The 25,136-nt window shown below is 38.7% G+C and carries 23 protein-coding genes and 1 pseudogene; 3 read left to right on the top strand and 21 right to left on the bottom strand.

Features of this window, described 5'->3' with window-relative positions; translation table 11 throughout:
* The 11 genes and pseudogenes from A2536_04135 to A2536_04085 form a co-directional block, all read right to left on the bottom strand.
* Window positions 1-330, bottom strand: a pseudogene (locus A2536_04135) (hypothetical protein).
* A gap of 19 nt (window positions 331-349) precedes the next feature.
* Window positions 350-1,462 (bottom strand): hypothetical protein, encoded by a 1,113-nt coding sequence (locus A2536_04130; protein OGF47817.1) that lies wholly within the window; start codon window positions 1,460-1,462, stop codon window positions 350-352.
* Window positions 1,459-1,911 carry a hypothetical protein gene (locus A2536_04125; GenBank protein OGF47816.1) on the bottom strand — a complete coding sequence of 151 codons (453 nt, stop codon included), beginning with the start codon at window positions 1,909-1,911 and terminating at the stop codon, window positions 1,459-1,461. The genes A2536_04130 and A2536_04125 overlap by 4 nt, the downstream gene beginning before the upstream one ends.
* An 84-nt stretch (window positions 1,912-1,995) precedes the next feature.
* Window positions 1,996-2,442: a hypothetical protein gene (locus tag A2536_04120; GenBank protein OGF47815.1), complete on the bottom strand. Its 447-nt coding sequence runs from the start codon at window positions 2,440-2,442 to the stop codon at window positions 1,996-1,998.
* A 59-nt stretch (window positions 2,443-2,501) separates the two neighbouring features.
* Window positions 2,502-4,025 carry a hypothetical protein gene (locus A2536_04115; GenBank protein OGF47814.1) on the bottom strand — a complete coding sequence of 508 codons (1,524 nt, stop codon included), beginning with the start codon at window positions 4,023-4,025 and terminating at the stop codon, window positions 2,502-2,504.
* Window positions 4,022-4,933 carry a hypothetical protein gene (locus tag A2536_04110; GenBank protein OGF47813.1) on the bottom strand — a complete coding sequence of 304 codons (912 nt, stop codon included), beginning with the start codon at window positions 4,931-4,933 and terminating at the stop codon, window positions 4,022-4,024. Before A2536_04110 ends, A2536_04115 begins: the two co-directional genes overlap by 4 nt.
* Before the next feature lie 432 nt (window positions 4,934-5,365).
* A complete protein-coding gene (locus A2536_04105; protein OGF47821.1) occupies window positions 5,366-6,160 on the bottom strand; it encodes a ribosomal RNA small subunit methyltransferase A in 795 nt (264 codons plus the stop codon).
* Window positions 6,161-6,164: 4 nt separating this feature from the next.
* Window positions 6,165-6,584 (bottom strand): hypothetical protein, encoded by a 420-nt coding sequence (locus A2536_04100; GenBank protein OGF47820.1) that lies wholly within the window; start codon window positions 6,582-6,584, stop codon window positions 6,165-6,167.
* Between the two features lie 2,911 nt (window positions 6,585-9,495).
* A complete protein-coding gene (locus A2536_04095) occupies window positions 9,496-10,635 on the bottom strand; it encodes a hypothetical protein (GenBank protein ID OGF47812.1) in 1,140 nt (379 codons plus the stop codon).
* The gene (locus A2536_04090; protein ID OGF47811.1) at window positions 10,632-11,267 is read right to left on the bottom strand and encodes a serine O-acetyltransferase; all 636 of its coding nucleotides are present in this window, start codon (window positions 11,265-11,267) and stop codon (window positions 10,632-10,634) included. Before A2536_04090 ends, A2536_04095 begins: the two co-directional genes overlap by 4 nt.
* Before the next feature lie 69 nt (window positions 11,268-11,336).
* Complete coding sequence (locus tag A2536_04085; GenBank protein OGF47810.1) at window positions 11,337-12,143, bottom strand: hypothetical protein; 807 nt, start codon at window positions 12,141-12,143, stop codon at window positions 11,337-11,339.
* Between the two features lie 258 nt (window positions 12,144-12,401).
* Here A2536_04085 and A2536_04080 point away from each other — a divergent pair, with 258 nt between their 5' ends.
* The gene (locus A2536_04080; GenBank protein ID OGF47809.1) at window positions 12,402-13,766 is read left to right on the top strand and encodes a TrpB-like pyridoxal-phosphate dependent enzyme; all 1,365 of its coding nucleotides are present in this window, start codon (window positions 12,402-12,404) and stop codon (window positions 13,764-13,766) included.
* 132 nt (window positions 13,767-13,898) lie between these two features.
* Here the strand turns inward: A2536_04080 and A2536_04075 are convergent, their stop codons facing one another.
* The 3 genes from A2536_04075 to A2536_04065 form a co-directional block, all read right to left on the bottom strand.
* Window positions 13,899-14,789, bottom strand: a complete 891-nt coding sequence (locus tag A2536_04075) for a hypothetical protein (GenBank protein ID OGF47808.1) — start codon at window positions 14,787-14,789, stop codon at window positions 13,899-13,901.
* The gene (locus A2536_04070; GenBank protein OGF47807.1) at window positions 14,786-15,535 is read right to left on the bottom strand and encodes a hypothetical protein; all 750 of its coding nucleotides are present in this window, start codon (window positions 15,533-15,535) and stop codon (window positions 14,786-14,788) included. The genes A2536_04075 and A2536_04070 overlap by 4 nt, the downstream gene beginning before the upstream one ends.
* A gap of 158 nt (window positions 15,536-15,693) precedes the next feature.
* The gene (locus A2536_04065) at window positions 15,694-16,458 is read right to left on the bottom strand and encodes a hypothetical protein (GenBank protein OGF47806.1); all 765 of its coding nucleotides are present in this window, start codon (window positions 16,456-16,458) and stop codon (window positions 15,694-15,696) included.
* A 428-nt stretch (window positions 16,459-16,886) separates the two neighbouring features.
* On the opposite strand from A2536_04065, the gene A2536_04060 reads away from it, so the two are divergent.
* Both A2536_04060 and kbaY read left to right on the top strand, forming a co-directional pair.
* Window positions 16,887-17,390 (top strand): hypothetical protein, encoded by a 504-nt coding sequence (locus A2536_04060; GenBank protein OGF47805.1) that lies wholly within the window; start codon window positions 16,887-16,889, stop codon window positions 17,388-17,390.
* A 48-nt stretch (window positions 17,391-17,438) separates the two neighbouring features.
* The gene (gene kbaY / locus A2536_04055; GenBank protein OGF47804.1) at window positions 17,439-18,347 is read left to right on the top strand and encodes a tagatose-bisphosphate aldolase; all 909 of its coding nucleotides are present in this window, start codon (window positions 17,439-17,441) and stop codon (window positions 18,345-18,347) included.
* A 227-nt stretch (window positions 18,348-18,574) separates the two neighbouring features.
* Here the strand turns inward: kbaY and A2536_04050 are convergent, their stop codons facing one another.
* The 7 genes from A2536_04050 to A2536_04020 all read right to left on the bottom strand — a co-directional run bounded on the left by A2536_04050 (window position 18,575) and on the right by A2536_04020 (window position 25,090).
* The gene (locus A2536_04050; protein ID OGF47803.1) at window positions 18,575-18,871 is read right to left on the bottom strand and encodes a hypothetical protein; all 297 of its coding nucleotides are present in this window, start codon (window positions 18,869-18,871) and stop codon (window positions 18,575-18,577) included.
* A 120-nt stretch (window positions 18,872-18,991) separates the two neighbouring features.
* The gene (locus A2536_04045) at window positions 18,992-20,077 is read right to left on the bottom strand and encodes a hypothetical protein (GenBank protein OGF47802.1); all 1,086 of its coding nucleotides are present in this window, start codon (window positions 20,075-20,077) and stop codon (window positions 18,992-18,994) included.
* 93 nt (window positions 20,078-20,170) lie between these two features.
* Entirely contained in the window at window positions 20,171-21,304 is a 1,134-nt protein-coding gene (locus A2536_04040; protein OGF47801.1) for a hypothetical protein, read from the bottom strand.
* A 2-nt stretch (window positions 21,305-21,306) separates the two neighbouring features.
* Window positions 21,307-22,164: a hypothetical protein gene (locus A2536_04035; GenBank protein OGF47800.1), complete on the bottom strand. Its 858-nt coding sequence runs from the start codon at window positions 22,162-22,164 to the stop codon at window positions 21,307-21,309.
* Window positions 22,157-22,603 carry a hypothetical protein gene (locus A2536_04030; protein ID OGF47799.1) on the bottom strand — a complete coding sequence of 149 codons (447 nt, stop codon included), beginning with the start codon at window positions 22,601-22,603 and terminating at the stop codon, window positions 22,157-22,159. The genes A2536_04035 and A2536_04030 overlap by 8 nt, the downstream gene beginning before the upstream one ends.
* A gap of 10 nt (window positions 22,604-22,613) precedes the next feature.
* On the bottom strand, window positions 22,614-24,281 hold the full coding sequence (locus tag A2536_04025; protein OGF47798.1) for a hypothetical protein: 1,668 nt from the start codon (window positions 24,279-24,281) through the stop codon (window positions 22,614-22,616).
* On the bottom strand, window positions 24,278-25,090 hold the full coding sequence (locus A2536_04020; protein ID OGF47797.1) for a hypothetical protein: 813 nt from the start codon (window positions 25,088-25,090) through the stop codon (window positions 24,278-24,280). The genes A2536_04025 and A2536_04020 overlap by 4 nt, the downstream gene beginning before the upstream one ends.
* Between the last annotated feature and the right edge of the window lie 46 nt (window positions 25,091-25,136).

The following is a 25,136-nucleotide window of genomic DNA, read 5'->3' as shown; positions in this document are numbered from 1 at the left end:
TCTTCCATTGGACACCTCCGTCCCTGAGACGGTTCCTATATTAGCACCATCTCTTCTTTGTGTCCACTGCTTTGGGGGAATTGTACCTCGTAATACTTTTTTACAAAACTCTATTATTATATTCTTATCAATCTTTTTGAGATTTTCTAATATTTTTCTCTGGACAGTTTTATCATCAGTTATCAAATCCTGCAGCAGTTTTGCAATTTCTTTTTCAGATACCTTTTTGTCGTTTCTTGTTTCCTGCTGCGCCCATACATCAGAATTGAAATCTATTACAGCAAACAAAAAGAACGGTAACGCTATTAAAAACAATCTCGTTTTCTTCATTCTCACCTCAAGTATATAATTACTTTACAGTTTCAAAGCATTCTTTTTCTTTATTGTATTTTACTTTTGTTTTTGCTAAACCGCCGCCTCTTCCGCGATAATCTACTTCAAATTCCCATTCGCCTGGTCTTTTCTGTTTCTCTCTAAATAAGTAGTCCGCCCAGTCTTTGTCGTCTACTTTATAAAAGATAACGTTGTCCTGCTTTTCGGAATAGCCGATACAGCAGGTATATATCCCCATACAAGCTATTTGATCAAACAAACCGAATTCTAATAATTTTCCATCGCCATTATAGTCCTTAAGCCACATGATAGGCGGATTATCCCATTCCTCTTCCGTAAAGGGTTTTTTACTAATTTTGTACCATGCAGACAAATCAGGATTATGATAATTTTCCCAATTATTACCTTTTATTCTATAAGGTAAATCAAATTTATCCTTTCCCCGTCCATTTATTACGTCTAAAGTGTTTATTATTTTCAGTGTTGTAAGATCCAACAAAGATATCCTTAATGGACCGCTGTAGTGATTCCCTCTGGAATACTCCGGACAAGTATATGCATTTTCTGTCATTAATGGTACTTTTTCAGGGTCAATCATCCAGGCAACAAGAGCTCTTGCCTTTGGGGTTTGAGTAAGAATATTTGTCTCAACAATAAAAGCGCTTTTATTCAACTGTTTTAGTATTTCATTTTCCAGCTCTTTTTTTATTGGCGTAACATTGCCATACTTTTTCCCTTCAGGTATTGATTCTTCACTCTTGCTTTTTATGTCATCCTTTTTCTCTAACACTTGGATACCTGAATCATCGCAAATAATTTTAATAGCTTTTCCAGTTTGTTTATCAAATATCACATGGGGAGCTGTTGATGCTGCATGCGGCCCCTCAAAATACCATGTTTCCGTTATATTTTCTTCGGCATGCATACTCATCGGAGTGGCTTTCATTATGCCTCTAACTTGGCTTCTTGTCATACCAACTTTTAACAACCTGCATCTTTCAACATTTTTCCTACCTTCAACCTCACGAGCTAAATCAGAAGCAAAATATATTACAAATAAAAGGCCAAGCAAAACAACAGATACCAGCACAGCAACAATCTTTAGCTTGCTTATATTTTGCTTCTTCATTTGTTCCCTCTTTTCAGGAAGCATTCCTTTTTCATTTCACGCAATAGTATTTTAAAACTGCTTCCGCCGATGGGCTTTCGCTTGGAAACGTCTAAAAATATCTGTTTTGTTATTATTTTCTTTGAGTTCTCAGTTAAATATATTGAATTTCTCAAGGCTCCTTTCAGTATTGTATCAAAGTCTGTAATAACTTTATCAAAATATTTCCGTCCTCGAGTTTTTGCATCTATAAAATCATGAATACTTACTGCCTTTGGACCGCCAGTAGTTATCCAACAGGGCTTTTTACTTAAATAGTAGTTTAGATTTTCATCTAAGCCATCAATATTCACGCTTTTAGTCGCAATTACACATAAAACCCAGGACGCATTCTTCAAAACAACCTTTAAATTCTTATCATTACAATATTGATAATACAATTTTCTTTTATTCAGCATTCCCAGATACATATTACACTCCTGCGCTGTCTATTTACCTTTTTTGCAGCTCTACCGATTTATTGGGCTGTTTGTCTCACTCTCTCTTACATATTTTTAACTGTCACTTACATAAACTATCAATTTACCGCTCACCATATCAATTAGCACTATAGTATATCGTAAAGGATCACTAGATTTAGACTTTTCATACCAATAATACACTTTTGATAAATCTTTTGGCAGTACATATTTACCTGAAAGATACCAATTCAAATTCTCTATCTTGTCTCCAAGTAAATACTCTTTTTTTGTTTTAGCTTCATCAACTATTTTATTCAACTGCTCTTTTTCTAATTGAATTTCAAGGTAAAGGTATCCATTTGAAATCCACCAAAATTCATCGTGTTTAACGACTTTAACATTGTCCGGAACAGATAACTCACTTATCAAGGCTGCTCTTTCGGTTAAAGTTTTTTCTTTCAACAATATTCTTCCAATAATGCAAAAGATTATTATTGCAGCCACAAAAGACGTGATTATTATCTTTCTTTTCTTTTTCATTTTCCTCGTTCCTTCTCCATAAGAAGGTATATTCTTCTTTATTTCCACGATATTTTAGTCTAATTTTTCACAAATGTGCTGCCATTCCAGGTATACTTGGCTTTTTTTAATATTATTTCTTTTTTATCACCCAGCTGTAAATATTTTATACCTTTATCTTCTAAATCTGTTCTTTCGCTGGAAAAAAGCACTTTTATTTCTCCCGTTTCCATACCCAACAATGTTGCATCGTACTTATTTTCACCCCAGCCCACTGTTTCAATCAATAATAATTTATTCTTTCCTGTTTCTATTATACCCAATTCCTTCTCCATGTGTCGTCCGGGCATAAATTCATTCACTTTAAGGCCGATATTTGTATAGGTTACTCCAAAATTCCTGCCACTTTTTATTAGGATTGCTTCTTCCTTGCCATCTAAGCCAAAATCAAAAGGTTTTATAATACAGAACTCACCTTCTTTAAGCTTTAACTTACGGAGCATATCTGCGGCTTTTAAATTGTGAAACTTCTTTGCATAAAGATAAATCAATTCAACAGTACACTCCTCTTCGGGAGTATTTGTTGACCAGCTCATTGTCTCCGCCATCTTTCTGGCCTTTTCAAATAGTTCTATTTTCTCATCAACTTCCTTACTTTCTTTTGCTTTTTTAATTATTGAGTTCAGATCATTTTTAAATTCGGCTTTTATCTTTATATAAAGTAAATCCTCTGGTTTTAAACTAGGCCGGTACTGTTCAAGCCAGTCACCATGCCACTTGTCAAGACACACAATTATCAAAGCTTTGTCATCTTTATTAAAATCTTTTACAATTTTCCCGTTAAAAGCAGTATTCCATTTATATACACTTTTCTTGCCGCTTATTCTTTGCTCTACTGGACAACTAAAGAGACCTTCTATATCCTGATCTTTATTATGCCAGGGGTTCATTTTTTTATCATAGTATTTAGCCAATTTGCTTTTGAGTTCGTCAATATCCTTGGCCGTCGGGATTTTGCCATCGTGTTCAAGGCTATATTTATATAATAATTCTCCAATAACTTTTAAATTGTCCCTGCACCAATCATTGGCATATCCTCCAACAAAATAATTAAACGGAGAGTAAACTATCACAACAAGGATAATAGCGGGGATGTAGATGAATGTATTAATCTTTAAGGAAAATTTAAATGATTCTTTAAACGTCTTTATGATACGTCTTAATAATAATCCGTCAAATATTGAAATAAGCATACATATTATTACATTTACTATAATAAAAGCGGGGTATTTAATTACAGGTTCATATCCTGTTCCGAAACCTGAAGTTAAAGTTATATAAATTCCTGCATATATTAAAACTGTAGAAATTGTAGTAACTAACATTAATACTGTCGAACTAATTAGACTTTTCCTTAAACTGAGTTTTTGATAATGTTTTAAAAATAACGTTTTTGCAATAAACGAAAGGGCTATGAATAATATTCCGACAAAATAATTACCATCTGCGAAAAGAGGCGTGTTAGCATTTACAATAAGCCCGTGTGCAAATAGTACATTTGAAAAAACCATAACAAATAGAATCCCGAATAGAAATCTTTTCATTTGGCCTCGTTTATTTTCTTATCAACTATATCTTTTAACTTTTTCAAATAATTCTTAAAATCCTTATCCGTCGGGCTTTTCATTAAGCCTTTTCTCATTATATATCTTGCTTTCTTAATATCTCCTAATTTATGATAAGATTCTCCAAGTCTATAGTATGCATCTAAATTCTCCGGTTCAAACTTGAGTACTCTAACATAATCGGGTATTGCCTTTCTGAACTGTCCTGCAGCAAAGTAATTAAATGCTCTATTCCAATAATTACCTATATTTTTAGGTTCGAGCGAGATTACTTTATTACAATCGAGTGTTGCTTTTTTGAATTGCTTTATTCTTGTATAGCATACCCCTCTATTATTGTAAGCATTAATTCTGTCCGTATTTCTTTTGCCGGTTTTTATAAGTTTGCTATAATCCTTTATTGCCTTTTCGTATTGTTTCATTGCCAAGTAAACATTTCCTCTATTGTAATATACTCCTGCGTCTTTTTTGTCAAGTTTCGTGACCTCAGTATAATCTTTTATTGCTTTTTTGAAGTTTCGACCCTTTTCATAAGTAACTCCTCGGCAAAGATAGGCATAAGCATATTTTGAATATATATAAATTGACTTATTTAAGGCCGAAATCGCTTTTCTATGATGTCCTGATTTCCCATAGTTCATCCCAAGATAAGAATACGCCTTGTAATCTTTCGGATTAAATCTGACTGCCTGTTCAAAATCACTAATAGCTTTTTTTGTTTGCCCAATGTCTGAGTAGGCCATCCCTCTCAAAACATATGCATCTTTGTTTTTCAGGCTTATTGCTTTATTAAAGAAAGAAACAGCTTTAGCATAATTCCCCTTCTGGACGTACTCTATACCTCTTATAGCATACAGCGACCCCTTATATTTTTGCCTTTTTTTCATTTTTCCTTCGCTTTTTCAATATTAAACAAAAAACCCACGTCTAAAATGAGTGGGTTCGGATGTGTTTTATTTAGTTCCTATCCTGTTAAATCTGTTTAAATTCTTATTCCTTTCCGGGAATCTTCCCATTCGTCCCCCTACATTCGAATGTATTATATTATATATTGTATAATTAAACAGTAAGAAATACAAGCAGTTTAGGAAAGTTGCAGAAATTCCTCGTGAAGGGAAAAGTGCGTGATTTTTCTTGTAGTTGCTCAATTTATTGAGCGTTTTTAAGGCGCCCGATGAATCTGGCAACTACAAAATCAAGAAAATAACCGTCATGAGGAATTTCATTTCCCAATAAACACGAAATTTGAGAAAAGCACTTATTATGTTGAGTTTTTTTATTTTGGAAGGGGAATGACGAAATTGCTTTTAGTTTTCAGTCTAAGACAGTGCATCTGCAAGTTTTGCGAACTCTTCGATGGATACATCTTCAGGCCTTGAATTTTCATTTATCCCGCACGAGTTAAGAATACTTTTTACTTTTTCTTTTTCGGCTCCAAACCTTACAAGAGCGTTTCTTATATTTTTTCTCCGCTGTTGAAAAGCCGTTTTGACAAGTTTTTCAAAGCTGGCCGGATTTTTAACTGAAGCCCGCATAAACTCCCTTGGTTTAACACTTATCACAGCAGAATCAACCTGCGGGGCGGGATAAAAGGCGGCAGCAGGAATAATTTTTAATATTTCTACTTCTGCATACATGCCTACCATTATTGTTAAAACCCCATAATCTTTGCTTCCCGGTGAGGCTCCTAACCGTTCTGCTACTTCTTTTTGTATCGTAAGTACGGCTATTTCTACTTTTTCCTTATTTTCAAGCAGCTTAAAAATAATAGGAGTTGTAATATAATACGGAACATTTCCTATTACTTTTATCTTTTTAACCGGCAGGGCCTTAAAATCAAATGAGAGTATATCCCCCTCTATTATTTCAACATTTTTATTTGTTTCAAACCTTGATCTCAAAAGTTTTACCAGATCACGGTCTATTTCCACGGCAATAACGGGAGCTCTTACTGCGATTATTCCCGTAAGCTCACCCCTTCCCGGCCCGATCTCAAGGACCGTATCGGATTTTACAATAAAAGCGGAGTTAACAATGAACTCCCGCAGTTTCAAATCAGTTAAAAAATTCTGACCAAAACGCTTACGCGGTCTGTGTTTCCCTGTCGAGACCATATCTTTATTTTTCAATTATTATCTCCACTCTTCGGTTTTTCGAACGCCCTTCCTCAGTTTCATTGGGAGCTATGGGCTTGTCTTTGCCTAAGCCCGCAACCGTAAAACTTCCTTCATGCAAATGCCCGTGTTTGACAAAATAATCAACTACAGCTTCAGCTCTTTTCCTGGAAAGTATCTTGTTATAATCCGCTGAACCGACATAGCAGGTGTGTCCTTCTACTCTTATTTTACTGTCAGGATTTAATGCTATATATTTGACTATCTTATTAAGGAGTTTAAAATACAGGGTTTTCACTTCCGCTTTATTATAATCAAAATTTATAGCCCCCTCGGAAAGCCGGATAGCGACTTCGGTTGCTTTATCATCAACTCCGACATTTTTTTCTTTCTTTATATCCGTAATGGAGAGGTCTTTCGCCATTTTTGTAGTTTCATCAATTGCACCTTTTTTCTCCGTTAATATCTTATTCAGATCTGAACCGATGCTGTCAAGATGTTCCCGGGTACTCACGGTTTCACCGCTTTTCACAGAGAGCTCAGGCAAGGCAGGGATATCCCCCTGCATATCATTTTTTGCCGGCTCATTTACTGTTTTGGCCTCAGCTGTTCCTTCCTGCAGTGTATCCTTTGCCGGAGTTTCAACCTGTAATGTTTTCTTTTCGGCAACTTCTGCAGCAACTTCTTTACGCTTTATCGCTTCCATAATCCTGCCCGCAATTTCTCTCCCTACCAGATCCAGTTTTTCTACCAGTTTATCTATCCTATTAATTGCATCCCTGATATCTTCGCCTTTTGAACCGGTCACTTCCTTTTCATTTTTAAAACCCTTCGACACAAAAGCAGCACCGGAAGAACTCCCTGCATTCCCCCTCCCCTCCATGTTTTTTTCTTTAGTCATTTCGGGAATACTTTCAAAATCCGAAGGACCTTGTAAGCCTATCTGAATAACACTTTCCTCTTCCTCCGCAGTTTTAACCGTCATACCTTTTTCCTCAGGTTTTTTAACCTGAGTTTCCGCTTTTACAGTTCTATTTTCCCGAGCTGCATCTTTTTCCGCTAAGTTTTCTTCTGCCTTTGCAACTCCGGACTTACCGGCGATGACATCAGCCCCTGTTTCCGGCTGAACACCCGGAACTTTATTATCTTCAGGTTCCTTCAGGGAATTTGTACTTTCATCAACTCCGGCAATACCGGCGGGAGATTTCGCCTCTTTTTTCGGAAACATAGCAGTTGTAACCGGGATCCTTTTAGCATCATCAACTGCCGCGGAAGTTCCAGAAGCCGGAGGTAAATTTATTTTATCCGCCGTTTTAATATTTTCTTTGTCTTTTTCAGCCTTTTCAACGGAAGACTTTATACTTTCTTCCAGCGCCACCAAACTATTCCTTTTCCTTGTTATTTCCGACCTTTTTATCTCAACATCCTTAAGCTCTTTTTGAAGTTGACCCAAACTGATAACGGCCTCACTTTTCTTGTCAGACGCCGGTTTTTCTTCAAAAGCACTCTTCTTGGCGGCAGCCTCCCGGTATTGCATGGCAACCTGCTTTTCTATTTCTTTTAATTTTTCAGATAATCCGATAATATTACCAGAACTTTTCAGAACCTCTTCAGGATTCAAATATTTATTACCCTGTTTTTCCCGGCTATTCAAAACGTAAATAACGCTTTTTTCTTCAAGTATTTTCTTTCTAACTTCCTCCAGTTTGTTTAACTGTCCTTCCGAAGTATTCACATATATTTCTTTAAGCTCCTTAACTTCTTCCGGGAAGAGTTCCTTTTCTTTTACAACATTTAAAACGGCCGCTCCGGTCTCCGTTATCTTCTTTCTGACTTCCTCGACCTTTTCTACCAGAAGTTCCGCAGTGTCCGAGGCATCCTGTAATTTTGCTTTTGCGCCCTTGACATCAAGGACTTTTCCGGTTTTTTTCGTCAAAGTACTTTCAGACATATCCTTCGAAAAAATAACCTCCTCAAATTCCGGGTACATCTTTGCAACTTTATTTTTCAGTTTTTCAAGATTTTCCTTTTCTTCCTTAATGTCTTTAACTACCGCTTGCACCTGCGTAATCCTTGATTTTGCTTCCTTTAGAAGCTCTTTGGCGTCGGAAACAATCTCTTTCGACTCCGACCGGCTTTTAATATTCATAAGCTCAGCAATCATTTTGGTAACTTCTCTTTCTTTATCAGCAAGTTTCTCGAAATGCTCCGCCAGATTCCCGGCAGATTTCTTTCTTTCATTCTTATTTGCATTTTCCTTATCCGGAGACAAGAGCATCTCCCGGTCCAAAGACAGCTCATCACGGATACTATCAATATCTTTCCGGTCATTTAAAAGTTTACCGTTAATCTCTTTCATTTCTTTTTTCATTTCTTCAATCTTTTTCTTTTTATCTTTTAGTCTTAAAGAAATATCATCAATATTTTCCTTCTCCTTTACGACCCGCCGTTCCTCCATATCCCCGATAATCACATCCGCAATAATAGACACTTCTGCTTCTCCTGTAACCTCTCTTAGCCTTTGTATATTCTCGGAGCCGGTAGTAACTTTTGATATATTTTCGGAAGCAGAAGCTGAGGCTATTATTGAACTATTTTTTTCTTCTATATCGGAGGTGCTCACAGCTCTGACGCCAAATCTGTAACTGATTCCGCTCTTTAAGGGCGGGGTCACAAAAAGATTTGTCTTGTGATCAACGGTAGCAATCGGAATATTATAATCAATAGCCCCGCCGCCGTTATCCGTATATATATTGTAAACACCGACATCGGAAGATGTAGAAAGTGTCCAGGTAAGTCTAATCTTACTGTCTTCCATAGATGAAGCAAGAAGTTCCGTAGGAGATGAAGGCGGTTTAGTCGACCTGAAAGCAGGTAATGCCACTCCCGGCATGGATTGCTGACAAAAAATAAATACAGCTAAAAGCATCAATATCAGCGTTTTAGAAAATATTTTAACCATTTTTTCCGGCATATTTAGATTATATTCCTAAAATTCTGCCCTGTCAACAATTACCAGGAACCCGAAATCCGAAGTAGAAAGTATACCATTATTGGCATTAAGAATATTGATATTTTAGTAGGATTTCGGGTTCGATTCCGCTGATTACAAAGCTTTTGGATTCCACTGATTAAAAAACAACCATATACGCTTTTCTTTACTTTAACTTGAATATTCCTACTTCTTTTTTAGGGAGAAATACCATGCCTGCGATTTCTTCTTATGCGTAATGATTTTTATACTTACATCTTCAGGGCTGATGGCACAGATAAACGAAACGAGATATCACAGATAGAGCAGTATATGAAAACATCTTCCCCGTCGTATTTCTCATTTATATTTTTAATTTTACAAGCAGGATAACGGCAAAAACAGGCAGTATAGATATTATTTTAAAGGCATAGCTTATTGAGCCGCCGTAGTCGGAAAGTAAACCGGTTATAAAAATCAGAACACTTGCAAGGCCCCAGGTAAGTCCGATTATAGAAGCCGCAGCAACTCCTTTATTCTTTGGAAGAAAGACATATGATTGGCTGACAAGCATGGGAAATGAAGAAAGCTGGCATGCCCCGGCAAAGGGAATAAATAAAAGAAAATAAGGCGCGGGAAAAAAAAGCATCAAATATAAAAAAAGTACAGAAAATAACTGGGTTAAGATAATTATAAGCTTTGCATTGTATTTTACAAAATACCTGCCAACTACTATCCCTCCAAGGGATCCCGGAAGGATATAACACATAAAAGACAGACCGGCAACAGTAATATCCATCCCTCTTTGTTTAAGATAAGCAGGCAGGTACATACCGACCGCAGAGGATAGAGATACAATTATAGTGACTATGGAAAAAAGAAGCAGGAATTGCCGGAAATTGTTAACTTCTTTAATATCGCCCGCGGTCGCGAAGTGCACCACCTTTTTTTTCTGCTCCGCCAGTATGTTTTTATTTGTCCATAACACATAGGAAGAAACGAATCCCAGGATCACAGAAAGACCCAGACCCGGCAAACCGAAGAGTTTTATTAAAATTGCCGCAAAAAAACCGCCAACAGCATAGCCGCCCGTGCCTCCGGCAAGAAATATCGACATAGCCAGGCTTCCCTTTTCCTTCTGTGATCTCTTTGCTATGTGCGTAGCCTCGGGATGGAACATTGCAATACCAATTCCGCCTATTATCAGGAATAGAACCATTAAACCATAGGTGGGCATCAAAACGGCGGTACCTACGAACAAAGCAGAAAGCAGAGGTGCCAGAAAAATTAAATATTTGCCAGTTCTATCGTAAATATACCCGAAAAATATCTGTGGAAAATTTGTAGAAAGAGAAAGGATAACTCCTAAAGAACCCGCGAGGGCAACCGAAAAATTGTATTTTTCTATCAGAACGGGAACGGCAAGAGGAATAAAAGCAGCATAAGAATCCGTAACTATATGGGAAAAAGTAATTATTGAAAGCTTGCGTTTATCTAAACTCATTTATGAAGACGTTTCTTTTTCCAAACCTTAACATGTTCTTCCACTTCTAAAAGCTCGGCTTGAATTTTTTTAAGACGGTTCGCCAGTGGATCCGGAAGGTCCGCGTGATTAAAGCTGATATTGGGAACATATTGTCCCTTGATCTTAACCACCCTTCCCGGAACTCCTACCACGGTGGAATGCGGGGGCACATTTTGGAGTACAACTGAGTTCGCCCCGACATAACTTCCATCCCCTATATTAATATTTCCCAATACTTTTGCTCCGGAGCCGACGACTATATTATCGCCAAGAGTAGGATGCCTTTTCCCTTTTTGTTTTCCGGTCCCGCCCAAAGTCACCCCCTGAAAAAGCGTTACATTATCACCAATAATTGTGGTTTCACCGATTACCACGCCCATGCCATGATCAATAAAAAAACCCTTGCCGATCTTTGCCCCCGGGTGTATCTCTATGCCCGTAAGGAATCTGGATATCTGGGAGATAAGCCTCGGGAAAAACGGGATATGAACTCTCCATAGAAAGCCGGCTATCCTGTGAAAAAATATTGAATACAAGCACGGATACAGCACAACATCAAATATGTTGGCCGCCGGATCCTTTTCAAGTATGGCTTTAATATGACTTATCATAGTAGGTATATTCTACTATAAATAGGAGTGTATTTCATCCAAAATCCGTATTGTTAGAAGTTCTTTTTACTACCGCTTTTTCTCTCTTTGTATCTTGACCTTTATAAACAGTTGTTTATTTCCCTTGAGGTCGAAACTTCGGCTTATGCCTCCCCGGTCAAAAGCGTGAGGCAGCATACTTTCCAGTTCGGGATATTTGCCAAAATCTGCTATGCGTTTTTTGCAATTTTTCAGAGCCTCTCTGCATTTTCTTTTAGTAAGGTGGGGAATTCCGTGACCGGGAAGCATTATATCAGGATCAAGTTTTTCAAGAAATTTTACACTTTTCAGCAACTTCTTTTTATCCGAGCCCCATTTTGTATTATACCAGCCCACTACACCTTTCCCGTTTTCCCCTTGATCTCCAATAGCAGTATCTCCGGAAAATAAGACTTTTTTTTCGTTAATTTCCGTTTCCAGACAAAGGGAATCAGGAGTGTGTCCGGGAGTATTATATACTTTTAAGGATATATCCCCGACTTTGATCGTATCACCGGATTTGACATACATATCCGGCTTAAGAAAGAAAAAACTCCCCCGACCGGAATAAACTTTAGCCTTTAATATTTTTTTTAATAACCAGGTATTGGCCGTATGATCCAGATGATCATGCGTAATTATCAGTTTTTTTATTTTTTTAAAATCCAACCCGGCAGCCAGAATATTCCTTTTAAGTTTTACAATATTCAAAGCTTCACCGTTATCAACAAGGGCCAGCTCGCCCCCTCCGTCAATAAGATATATATTGCAGTCAAATTTTGCCGTCATAGGGGAAAGCCCGCCCCAGATACCGCGGCCGACGAGGTAGATTTTATCGCAGATCTTCAGATAGTTCATTTACTCCTTTTAAGTCTTAACTGAACCTATTATTTCAGATTGATAGATTCTTCACAATAATACGGTAAATCCGTCTAAAAGTCCATAATGACTTACACAAATGTATTATTATCTTTTTTTATTAATCTTTCACTTTTACGGACTTTTATAGACTTTTACAGACCTTTATGGACGTTTGCTCTACCGCTCAGCTATTAGCAGTTGACTAAAACCCCTGCTTTGCTATAGAATACTTACATCTTAACTCTTGGAGGAGATATGGCTGACAATAAGATATTTCTAAGTGAAAAGGATATACCGCAGAAGTGGTACAACGTGCAGGCAGATATGAAGAACAAACTTCTGCCGCCACTTAAACCGGACGGAAAACCCGCAGGACCTGAGGATTTTGCCCCAGTATTTCCCATGGAAATAATTAAGCAGGAAATGAGCCAGGAAAGATGGATAGAGATCCCTGATGAAGTAAGAGAGGCTTTTAAAGTATGGCGCCCTTCTCCTTTGCAAAGAGCCGTCAATCTTGAGAAAGCACTTAAAACCCCTGCCAGGATTTATTTTAAAAATGAGAGTGTTTCCCCTGCAGGTTCACACAAGTTAAATACTGCTCTGCCTCAAGCCTACTATAATATGAAGCAAGGTATAAAAAGATTAGTTACAGAGACCGGCGCAGGTCAGTGGGGCAGCGCCATCGCCTTTGCCTCCCAGAAATTTGGTCTGGAATGCGTCGTTTACATGGTTAAGATCTCTTATGAACAGAAACCGTACAGAAGAATACTGATGCAAACCTGGGGAGCGACTATATATGCATCCCCAACCAACCGTACCAATGCCGGAAGAAATGTACTGGCCAAAGACCCGAAATCTCTGGGTTCTCTCGGAATAGCTATTTCTGAAGCAGTTGAAGAAGCAGTCACCGGTAAAGACTCCAGATATTGCCTGGGCAGCGTGCTTAATCACGTTTGCATGCACCAATCTATAATCGGACTGGAAACAGAAATGCAGTTGAAGATTGCAGGAGAAAAGAAACCGGACATCGTCATAGGCTGCGTAGGCGGCGGCAGTAATTTTGCAGGAATTGCCTTCCCTTTTCTTCCCAGAAAAATGAAAGGCGAGGACATTACCCTTCTCGGGGTCGAACCATCAGCCTGTCCTACGCTTACAAGAGGGCCTTACAGGTATGATTTCGGCGACGAAGCAAAATCAATGCCTTTAGTAAAAATGTACACGCTGGGCCATAGTTTCGTACCGTCAGGCATTCACGCAGGAGGATTGCGTTATCACGGTGATTCCCCCCTGCTCAGCCAGTTCGTTAACGAGGGACTTATCCAGGCAGTAGCCTACCCTCAAACTCCGGTCTTTGATTCCGCGGTACTTTTTGCCAGAACCGAAGGAATACTTCCGGCTCCGGAAAGCGCGCACGCCATTAAAGCCGCAATAGATGAAGCAATTAAATGCAGGGAAACCAAAAAAGAAAAATGTATAGTCTTCTGTCTATCCGGTCACGGCCATTTCGATCTGGGCGCTTATGAAGCTTATCTTTCAGGAAAACTGAATGATGTAGAGCTCGAAGAGTGCAAGATAAAAGAAGCACTGAAGGACGTTCCGGTAATAGATTTCAAAGGATAAGTAAAAAGGCCTCCGGAAACGGAGGCCTTTTTAAGTTTATAAGGTCCATAAGGTTTGTAAGGTTTATAAAGTCTTTTTCAAATGTGATATTATTTTATTTTAACAACTCCTATATGTAAATCTTTCTTCACTTTACCCACTTTTTTCACTGTACTTGCTTTCCTTGCTTGTTTTCACTTCCGACAGTACCATTCCCGCAACCATAACCAGTCCCCCCAGCATCGCAATTGGTACAACTTTCTCTCCGCCTAAAGTCCAGGCGAAAACGGCGGCGAATACAGGTTCTGTAGTTATTATGAGTGCTGCTCTTACGGTTGAGAGAAATTTCTGGGTATTAAGTTGAATTAGAAATGATCCCACTGTGGGAAATAATATTATATATCCGAGTCTGACAATATTCCCGTTACTCCCGAGATTAAAGGGAAGTCCGAAACACAAGGACACTATAAATGCGACGACAGAAGTAACGAATAACTGATGAAAACATAATACCAAAAGGTCAATCCCTTCTTCCTTTGTAACTTCAGAGATATAAACAATATGTAAACCGGAAGCTATGGCGGTAATAATAGTAAGGATATCCCCGTTATTAAGACGGCTTAAGCCTCCTGTAAGCATCCATAAGCCGGAAATATTTACAACCACCGCAATTATCTTAATAAAGGAGAATTTTCTTTTATAAAACAGATAAGAAAATACAGGAATAAATACTATGAACATTCCGGTTATAAATCCGGAATTGGAGGCCGTGGTGTATTTTAAACCGGCCGTTTGCGAGATCATTACAATTGATAAAATGGAGCCAAGAATAAGTCCGGCTTTTAAATTCTTTAAGAGGTTCTTCTTAAAATACAAAGCAATAATTGCCAGCAAGAGCGCTGCGGCGCCCATCCTTACGGCTACAAAAGGAAGCGGGCTGATAAAAGCCATCGCATCTTTCATCTGGTAAAATGAGGCACCCCACATCAAAGAAGAAAGGAGCAGCCCGAGAGTCGCAAGCAATGTTATTCTCGAACTCTTCATGACAAGACCTCCGTATTTTTCTTAAAACTGATTTCCGAGATAAATATTCCCAGAATGATAAGAACCCCTCCGGCTCCCGCTATAATATTAAACTTTTCCCCGCCGTAACTCCACGCAAAAAGCGCGGAAAATACTGGTTCTAATGCAATTATAAGCGCGGCCTTCACCGCAGTCATGTATTTCTGAGTAACTACCTGCCCGACCGTCGTAAAGGCATTTCCGATGAGGGCAATTAATATTAAAAATATTATATTATTTGCGCTGCCTATGTTAAAACTATACCCGTTAAAAAGAATAATGAAAAAAACAAGCAACGCTCCGGCAGCAAACTGATAAAATGTCAGCCCGAATGGTTCCATGCCTTTTTCTTTGGACATTTTTGAAACAAAAATTATATGAAGCGCTCCGGCAGCAGCGGCAATTATTATAAATACAGCCCCTTTACTGACAGTGAAAAAACCGCCGGTTAAGAGCCAAAGACCGGCAAAACTAACGCTGACCGCCCACAATTTTTTCTTTGTAAATTTTTCTTTAAACAGCAGCCGGGAAAAAATAGGAACAAAGATCACAAAAGCCCCGACTAAAAAGCCCGCATTTGAAGCAAGAGTGGTTTTAAGACCTACGGTAAGGAATGCAAAATGGCAGGCCAGAAGGATCCCAAGAACTGTACCGTTCTTGGCAGTTTGAAAAGGGATTTTACCCTTTCTCCTGGCAATCACTCCGAGTACGGCAGCGCTCACAGCCATGCGGAAACAAACATTTGCAAGAGGTTCTGAATCTAACAGCGACCATTTTACAACACTGTAAGAAACACCCCAGATAAGAGCAATGAGTACAAGGCTAAAATCAGCGGACTTGCTGCTCTTAATTTCGCCATCCGTGACTATTTTAGAATCAGAGGTTTCTATTCAAACCCCATTTTCTTTAAATTATTAAAACTTGTAGTCACGCATTCAAATGGATCTATGCCGTTGCAGTTATCCTGTTCAACAAAGTAATTTTTAGTTCCCGCTTCTTTTAACGCGCCGAAAATTCTTTTCCAGTTTAAATTGCCTTCACCCACCGGGAGCATCATGTGTGTTTTATTCCCTACCGCACCCATATCCTTCAAGTGTACTACAGAAGTCCGATCTTTAAATCTTAAAATCCATTCTGCAGGATCACCTCCGCCGGATTGTATCCAATAAGTATCAAATTCTGTTCGAAGATACCCGGGATCGCTTTCACTGTAAATAATATCAAGACCCAGTCTGCCGTTAAATTTCTCAAATTCAAAATCATGATTGTGATACGCAAGTGAAATTCCATTTTGCAGCAATTTTTCTCCGGCTTTCGTCAGTTCTTTAGCTACTTTTTTATAACTCTCTTCATTGTTCCTCACTTCAAGATCAAGCCAGGGACAGACCAAAGTCTCATATCCCATAATCTTACATTCTTCAATCGCCTTATCTGTTTCGTTGATAATTCTCCCATAATTCATATGTCCGGAATTTGAAAGAAGCCCGGCCTCATTTATCATTTTTTTAAGTTCTGCGGGTTCTATAGGTCCAATTCCCGAAAACACCTCTACACCCTTGTACCCGATTTCCTTGACTCTTTTCAAGGAAACCGAAATATCTTCCGGAGTCTTAAGAAAATTGCGAAGTGTATAAAGCTGTAATCCTATCATTATTATTCTCCTTTTTAAAATAGATTCCACCTCCGCCAGTTATATTAGGCGGATCCCTCGTCGAGATTACAAAACTTCCGGATTCTCCGTCTTTAGCCCGCCTATTGGCGAGGTCTCGCACAGCATTGTAGCGGACGAGATCTCACTGTAGGTGGACACTAATACAGGCAATTTTTCCAGCTTAATTCAAATTGTCCGGAAACCTTATAACCAACTTAACGTAGTATATCAAAAACAACGACAAATATCAAAAGAACTTCTTTTTCAAATCAAATCGTTTATCTGTGTCATCTTTTTTTTATCGGAGTCATCAGTCCCGAAATCAGCTTCAAACTTCGGGACCAAAAATGCTTTGACTTTTTCCCAGTTTTCCTATAAAATACTAATGTTTAAATCATACCCAAACAGCAGCAAAAGGAGCATTTTAAATGAACCAGGCAACTTTGGTACTTGTAAAACCGGACGGTCTAACAAAGTCCTTAACCGGGAACATCCTTACCCGTCTCTCCGAAACAAAACTTGAGATAGTTGCCGCTAAAATGGCCAGGGTCAGCAGGGAACTGGCGGCAGACCATTACAGACACCTGAAAGACAAACCCTTTTTTGATGATGTGGTAAAATATCTTCAGGGAGAGTTCCATGACAGGCGAAAAGTCATGGCTATGGTTTATTGGGGTAACGATGCAATTAAAAAAGTAAGAGATATAGCGGGGGCAACCAATCCGGAAGAAGCCGATCCCGTCTCCATCCGGGGTTCTTACGGTAGAATTACTACGCATGGTGTTTTTGAGAATGTAATTCATGCTTCCAGCGATGAAAAAGACGCAGAAAGAGAGATTAAACTCTGGTTCAAACCTGAAGATATAATAGTAGATCTTTATCCGACAAAAGAAGAAGTAATAAAAGACCTGAAAACAAAAAGCTGGGCTTAAAACCCTGCTCCAAATCAAAAAACAAATTTCTTAACAGGAGGAACGAAAATGCCTTTAGTATCAAGTAAAGAATGGATGTTGAAAGCACAAAAAGAAAAGTTCGGAATCGGCGCCTTTAACGCAAACAACATGGAGTTTGTTGAAGCGATAATTGAGGTTGCGGAAGAAGAGAAATCCCCGGTAATTATTCAAGTAAGCCAGGGAGCTATAAAATACGCAGGCCTTGAAATGGCGACAGAAATGGTAAAAGCAGCAGCTGCTCTTGCCTCAGTACCGGTAGTACTTCATCTTGACCACGGTACAGATTATCTTCAGAACGTAAGATGCTTAAGAGCAGGATTCACTTCTTTGATGTTTGACGGTTCAGCCCTTAGCTTTGAAGACAATGTTAAAATGACTGCGAAGATAACTGAAATGTCCCATGCCTGCAATATACCGGTGGAAGCAGAACTCGGGAAAGTGCTTCAGATAGGCGATAACAACTCTGCAGAAACAATAGAGAAAGCAATGACCCAATCTGAAGAAGCGGTAAAATTCGTAGCAGCAACAAAAATCGACTCTCTCGCAGTCGCTATCGGTTCCGTCCACGCAATGAAAGACAGAACTGCAAAGCTTGACATCCCGAGATTGAAAAAGATTCGTTCCGTAATTGATATACCTTTAGTTCTTCATGGATCTTCCGGTGTAGATCCGGAGTCCATCAAGGAAGGTATAGCAAACGGACTCTGCAAGATCAACGTAGCCACCCAGCTCTCCGTATCCTTTGTAAAAGCAATAGGCGAAGCATACAACAAGAACCCGAATGAAAAAGACATGAGAAAGATCCTTCTCCCCGGCAAAAATGCCGTAAAAGACAGAGTAAGGGAATACATGGGCTACTTCGGCTGCAAAGGTAAAGGAATAATTACCGGAGCAAAGTCAGGAATACAGTCGTCAGAGATAAAGCATCACGAGTAAGCGAAGCTTATTCGTTAGTTTGTAAGGTTCATAAGGTTTGTAAAGTTTATAAAGTAAAAGCAAAGGGCGGGATAATCTCCCGCCCTTTTTATTTTGTCATACCGGACTGAGATCCGGTATCCAGTGTCTTTAAAACAACAAAATAACTTCATAACAAAAAAGACTCTGGATCCTGCCCTCCTTAAAGATTGGCGGGTGAAAAGAAACCCAGTTCAGGATGACAGAGATTACTTAATAATATCGTCGAAGAGGTCTCGCCAGTATGGGTTTTTTATTTCAATCAGGTCCTTTTTCCACTTTCTATGCCAATTCTTCAGTTGTTTTTCTCTGATTATTGCAGCTTCGACACTGTCCGTTTCTTCATAATATACTAAATCTTTCACTTTATAATCCTTAGTGAATCCTTTTACAAAGCCTTTTTTATGTTCATCCACTCTTCGAATTAAATCATTAGTAATCCCAATGTAGATAGTGCCATTTCTATGACTAGCCATGATGTATACAAAGAATGTATATTCCCGCATTAGATTTCCCCTTAAGTACCAAGAACACCGACACTGGATTCTGAATCCAGTTCAGAATGACAAGAAAAATATTTCAGGCTGATAATATTTTCAACCCTTAAACTTTTATATTGTACGAAATTAGTATTTCCCGTACTTATTGGCCATTTTTAGGTAATGTATCAGGTTTTCTGCGGTTTTTTCGGGGATCGGGGATTCGTATGGCGAGGCGCAGGGAGAAATTATAAATCCTCCCCCCTCTTTTGCGGCGTCCATGCAATCTTTTACCAGTTTTTCAACCTGAGCCAGAGATGCCCGCGCTAAATCATCATACTGGATATTGCCTATCATACAAATCTTCTTGCCAATCTTCTTTTTTGCATCAGCCAAGATAATATCTCCGCTTGGAGGCGGCTCTAAAACATTCAAACCGGAAGGTCCTATCTTTAGAAAACTGTCCAAAAATTTATTTACTTTACCGTGACTGTGAATTATCGTATATTTACCTGCTTTGTTTATCTTTTGTATTATCTCAGTATCATAATCCACTACAAAATCGTTAAAATCCAGAGGAGACATTAAGGGAGGCAACACATATTCCGGCCCGTTAAAATAATAAACAGGTCCCACGTCATTTTTGATCAGATAATCGATTTCATCAAGTATCCGTTTTTTAAATTCATCAAGCATTTTTATTATTAAATCCCTGTTCTCAATTGAGAAGGTGCAAAACATCTCGGGTTTAAACAGATCTCCTACTATACATATAGGATCCGGCAAAGTAACTTGAGCAACCGCCTTATCCTTTAACTCTTTTTTTGTTTTAAAAAACTCATTAAGATCCGGTCTGCAGGGAACATAAGGGATAGACAATACTTTTTCCGCATCTTCAAGCGATTCTATCCAGTGTTTTTCAGTTCCCCCTCCAAATTTATCCTGAATGATCCGGCAAAGCTCTCCTTTAGGTGCATTTATCGACTGCTTGATTTTACCCGAGCCGATATCTTCTGTTTTATAATCTTTAACAACAGCAGTATTAAAATGTCCAAACGGAAAATGCCAGTCATAAACAACATCGGAATACTCTTTTACCGCATCCATCAATTTGGTATAACTTTTATCCTCTGTCGCCCAATTTTTTGTATAAGGATTCAAGAAAAGTGTTACAGGAACTCTATCCGGCTGTTTGCATTTTAAAGCAGTTAAAAAACGCTCTTCTGTATTCATTCTTCCTCCAAAATCCCAAAATTTCGATGTGACAACAATATCCTATCATCTTTATTTGAATAATGCAAATACTTGATATTTGACAATCATGTTCTAAAAATATGTTGGCATTCGGTCATGCATAGTTTCTTTTGAAACCTTATCATTATACTGCCCCAAACATCTACAATCTTTTTGTCTATAGCTCCCAAAAAGCGCTTTATTCCCTGCTTTACAGCCGCCACCACAGAGTTTTTTATAGCTGCAAGGGATACAAGCATCAGGAAGTTTTGTAAACTCGGTAAAAGATTTTGATTTGTTTCTCTTTGCAAACACATCCCAGAAGTTTTCTTTGTACACATTTCCCATTACAATATCGTTTATAAACGGACATGGTGTCATATCTCCGTTCACTTTAACCGAAACGGAGTAGTAGCCTCCAAGGCATTCAGTCCCGCAGAAGGTTATTACTTTTTCAATATATTTGCCATGACTCGGGCTGTCTTCGTACAGCACTTTATGCTTAACCAATGCCCATTTTTCTTTATCTACGGAGAGCTTGTCGTTTATCATCTGCGGTATATATTGAAAGAAAACGGGCTTTATTTTAAGTTTTTCTACTGCAAAATCACGGATCTTTTCATACTCTCCTATATTTTTATTATGAAGCACAACAAAGGCGAAAGTTTCTATTTCCGCTGCTTTAAAGTTTTTAATCCCCGCTAAAGTTTTATCAAAGAAACCGGGGTTTCGAGTAAACGCATCATGTGTTTTTTTATCAGAAGAGGAGAGATTCACCATAATCTTATCAACTCCCGCCATTTTCAGTTCTTCGGCCAGCATTTTATCTGCCACAGTGCCATTTGTGTATATTATGACTTCTTTGAATCCTGCAGTTTTTTTCGCATAGGCGACAATACTTACAATATTTTTATGGAGTAACGGCTCTCCCCCCATGATGTCAAGCCGCATACGCATGCCCTTTACCTGATCCAGCAGTTTTTTTATCTTCTCAAAAGGGACTTCAATATCTTCTTTACTTGAATAGCACATCTTACAATTAATATTGCATTCGGTATTGATATCAAGCTTAATGACATAGGGGACAGGGCCTACAAAGGTTTGAGCGAAGATTCTAATAGTACTTTGGAGCAAAGAACCCGGCTTGGCCTTGCCAATGGTATGCAGAAATATATCCTTACTTTTTATAAACAACCGGGCTTTAATTTTTAGAAACCCTCCTGACATGCTCACTCTTTTACTCCCACATAATATAGATACCTGAATGTAATTTTAAGACCGCCGCATTTATCCGCTTCCTTTGAAATTAGGGAAAATATCTTCTCCCTTTGTTTTTCCTTTAACGCACCTCTGAAACCAGAGGACGGGCCGCCGTTTTTCATCCAGTCAACCAGAGCATCCCCACAGAGAAAGGTATACTCAGCAAATTCTTCATTTAAAACTTTAGTTTTAAGGCCAACTTTTTCCGCACTCTTCTTGAACCAAACCGCACTTTTAGGAACAACAAGCGGCGGAATATTTTTCAGACAAAATACGTTTCTTAAAACTATCGGGGTAACCAGCTTTTGAAGCTCGGAAAGGGTATCTGCAGTATTAACAAGAACAGCTATGCTTCCACCTTTTTTTAGAGTTCGAAAAGCCTCCTTTAAGATTACTTTTGGATCTGAATACTCCAAAGACCAGCAAGAAGCAATAAGATCAAAGCTATCAGCAGGCGTTGCCTTTAAAACCTCTGCCATATCCCCTTTTACAAAGTTAACCCTCGTCAAATAGTTTGCGCACCTCTTTTTAGCAAGAAGCAGCATGTTGTCAGAGACATCACACGCTGTCAGAACCACTCTATTTTCCTTAAACCGGTTAAGAAAAAGTTCCGTAACCTGCCCCGTCCCGCACCCAAGCTCTAATATTTTTGCATTAGAAGGTAATTCCAAGTTTTTAATTTTTTCTTCGCTAATCTTAGCAAGAAGCGGTCTTGTTGCGACTGAATCATATGTCTTCGCACAATCATCAAAGTCATCTTTATAAATATCTTTCCCGGAAAAAGCACCGGATATAAAAGACATTATACTTCTTAGTATTTTAAGCATTTTCCTTTGGTTTTTCCTCTTGCTCTACCTGTTTTGACTCTTCTTCTGATTCCATCCTGACTCCATAAAGGATACTTCCCAAAATAATTCCTAGAATTAAACCGGAAATAGCTCCAACAAGCGGACCTGCCCAAAGGAATATACCTAACATAGAGTTATTGCCTTTCAGAGGGTACAGGAGATTAGGAATATGAACAAGAAATCCAGAGATTGCCCCATAGATCCCGCCAAGATTTGTGGCTTTTGTTATCCGCTCTTTCCAAATTCTTTTAGTTTTATAATAACCATCCAAAAACAGATATCCCGCTATTACTCCGGTAACAACGCCGGTTATTGATCCTGCGACACCTCCTGCTTGGCCAAAAAAAGCACCATTCAATCCAGTACAGGCACATACAAAAAGAACTGCAAAAAAATGATATACGTTTTTAATTTTCATGTTTTTCTCCCTAAGCCGCCGGATTAGATTTAACTTCTTTCTCCATTCTGACTCTAAAAAGAAGACGGCCAAAAATATTTCCAAGAATTGATCCGGTAATCCAACCAATAAATATCCCAGCCATTATAAACATTCCGAGTAATGAGCTGTGAACTAAATCATTTGGTACAAAGAAACTTGGGACATAGACAAGAAAACCTGATATTGCCCCGTAGATTCCACCAAGTTTGGTTGCTTTTGCCAGTCTAACTTTCCAAATTCTATTAGTTTTATAATACCCGTATAAAAATAGATACCCTGCTATCACTCCCGAAATACCACCGGTTATTGCACTTGCATTACCTCCAGCCTGTCCAAAAAACCACCCATTTAAGCCCGTACAGGCACAGACAAAAAGAACCGAAAGAAAATGATATATATTTTTTATCTTCATTTTGCCATTTCCTCCAACATCCAATCTGGTTACCTTAACAAGTTTAGCATACATCAAAGGCATCCTGCCATAATCTAAAGAATTAAGCAAGGTTTTGTTTTTTTCATAATCTTTCAAAGGCAATCCTTTTGAAGGATTCCAATTAGCTTTCTCAGCCACTCCTTTCGAAATGCAATATTCTGAAGGCCTTGGGATGAACTCTCTCATCCTTTTCATAATGTCAGCAAAACTTTCCTTAAGGAGATTTCCCGCAGCAACTTGTACCAGATCACAGGGGGTGACTTCACCTTTTGCGGTAACATGCATATGGTATATTCCTGCACCACATCCGAATATCCCATCAGAAGTAGCATGAGCATAGGCCATAACCTTGGGTAGATTTGGATCCTTGTTAACCTCATACTGAAACTCTCTTATTTTCATTCTGTCTTCCTCGGTAAACTTTTCATACTCCCCGGAAAACAACTTTCCACATGGAGACGGCTCCAAAATCCTAAGTTCATGAACTCCTATCTCTCCTGCAAATTTAAGATATTCATTTTTCTTGTCCGAATAGAGCATATCCTTGGAGATAACCATATTTAATGCCGTGTATATACCCGCTTCTACGGAACATTTTACTGCATTAACGGCATTTTCATAAGCTTTATCATTGCTTTTACTTATGTTTTGCTCTTCTTTAATATGACTGTCCAGACTTACGACTAAAGCTTGCAAACCTGCATTTCTAAGTTCAAATGCTTTCTCCTGTGTAAGACCATAGCCAGTGGTAAAAAGAATCGAGTAAGACCTTGCATCAACGGATTTAATCAGTTCGTTTATATCCTCCCTCTCAAGAGGTTCACCCCCTGAAAAGCCGATGCAGGATACGCCCACAGCTTGAAGTATTTTAATTATTTTTTTCGTTTCTTCTGTGCTAAGGTCTTTCTTATCTGTTTTTCCTCCGTTACTGCAATACCAGCAGTCATAGGGGCATCTGTCGGTAACTGCAAAATACGCCGAAAAAGGAATGAACTCGCCTTTTGACATCTGAACAAAGCGTCTTAGCGCAGAGTTGTAGGATTTTGACGGGAGCGGAGAAAAATTCGTGCTGACTATCGTCTTTCCGTTAAGATGGGTGAGTTTCTCATGTCGCATCTGCCTGAACATAAACCAGACAAAACCGACCGGCAGCTTAAAGATATCAATATTTAAAAGCCCTCTTGCCAGATAAAAGTATTTTCTTAGCCCTGTTATATGTTTCATTTAACCGCCATAAGATCTAAGAGTGAAAAGAGCATAATGATAATAATATTAATCTTTACTCCGCGCATAAAAGCTTTATCGCTCCCGATTATTATACCTGCAAGCAGAGAGGTAACCGCAAGAATAATTCCGGAAAGATAAACTGATCCGCACATACCGAGTATATATGGAAGAGTACAAAACGGAATCCCGAGAATTGCAGATACTACGGCTATAGTCCTAACTTTTTTTCTTCCCATTATGTCAACATAGCTTTTGCTGCCTCCTTCTATATCTCCCTTTACATCTCTCACATCCTGCAGGATGGCGTAAGGCACGCACGTTAAAAACAACCAGATAGGATAGAGAAAAAGAGAGTCACGTCTGGGTGAAGCAATACCTCCCTCTGTCAAAGCAAAGGAAAGAGGATACACAGACACCATGAGCGCCGAGGCAAGAAGAGGTTTTAAAAGGAGCATTTTCTTATTGTAGAAGTTATAGACCACCAAAACAACAACATCCATAAGGATTACCAGAAAATAATAGATATTCACGAAAACACTGATTATTAGCCCAATTATAAAAAGCCCGAGGGCAAGCAGCAATGCCGATTTTTTGCTGATAAGCTTATCTACATATACTCTTTCCGGTCTGTTTACCAGGTCATATTTTATATCCAAAACGTCATTCATGACATACCCCGCGCAAATGACAAGAAAAAGTGAGACTATCCCGAGCAGCAGATCCAAAAGAAAATATGTTTCCTTAAAATAACTGACAGACCCCAGCGCAAAAATAGAAATAGTAATAAGCCCCGCCTGCACCGGCATGGATTTGTCCAACCTAAGTTCTTTTAATATAGAAAAGTACCTGATA

The organism is Candidatus Firestonebacteria bacterium RIFOXYD2_FULL_39_29 (assembly GCA_001778375.1).
GTDB lineage: Bacteria > Oederibacteriota > D2-FULL-39-29 > D2-FULL-39-29 > D2-FULL-39-29 > D2-FULL-39-29.
The sequence above is the reverse complement of the archived record's forward strand: the minus strand, read 5'-3'. Positions and strand labels throughout refer to the sequence as shown.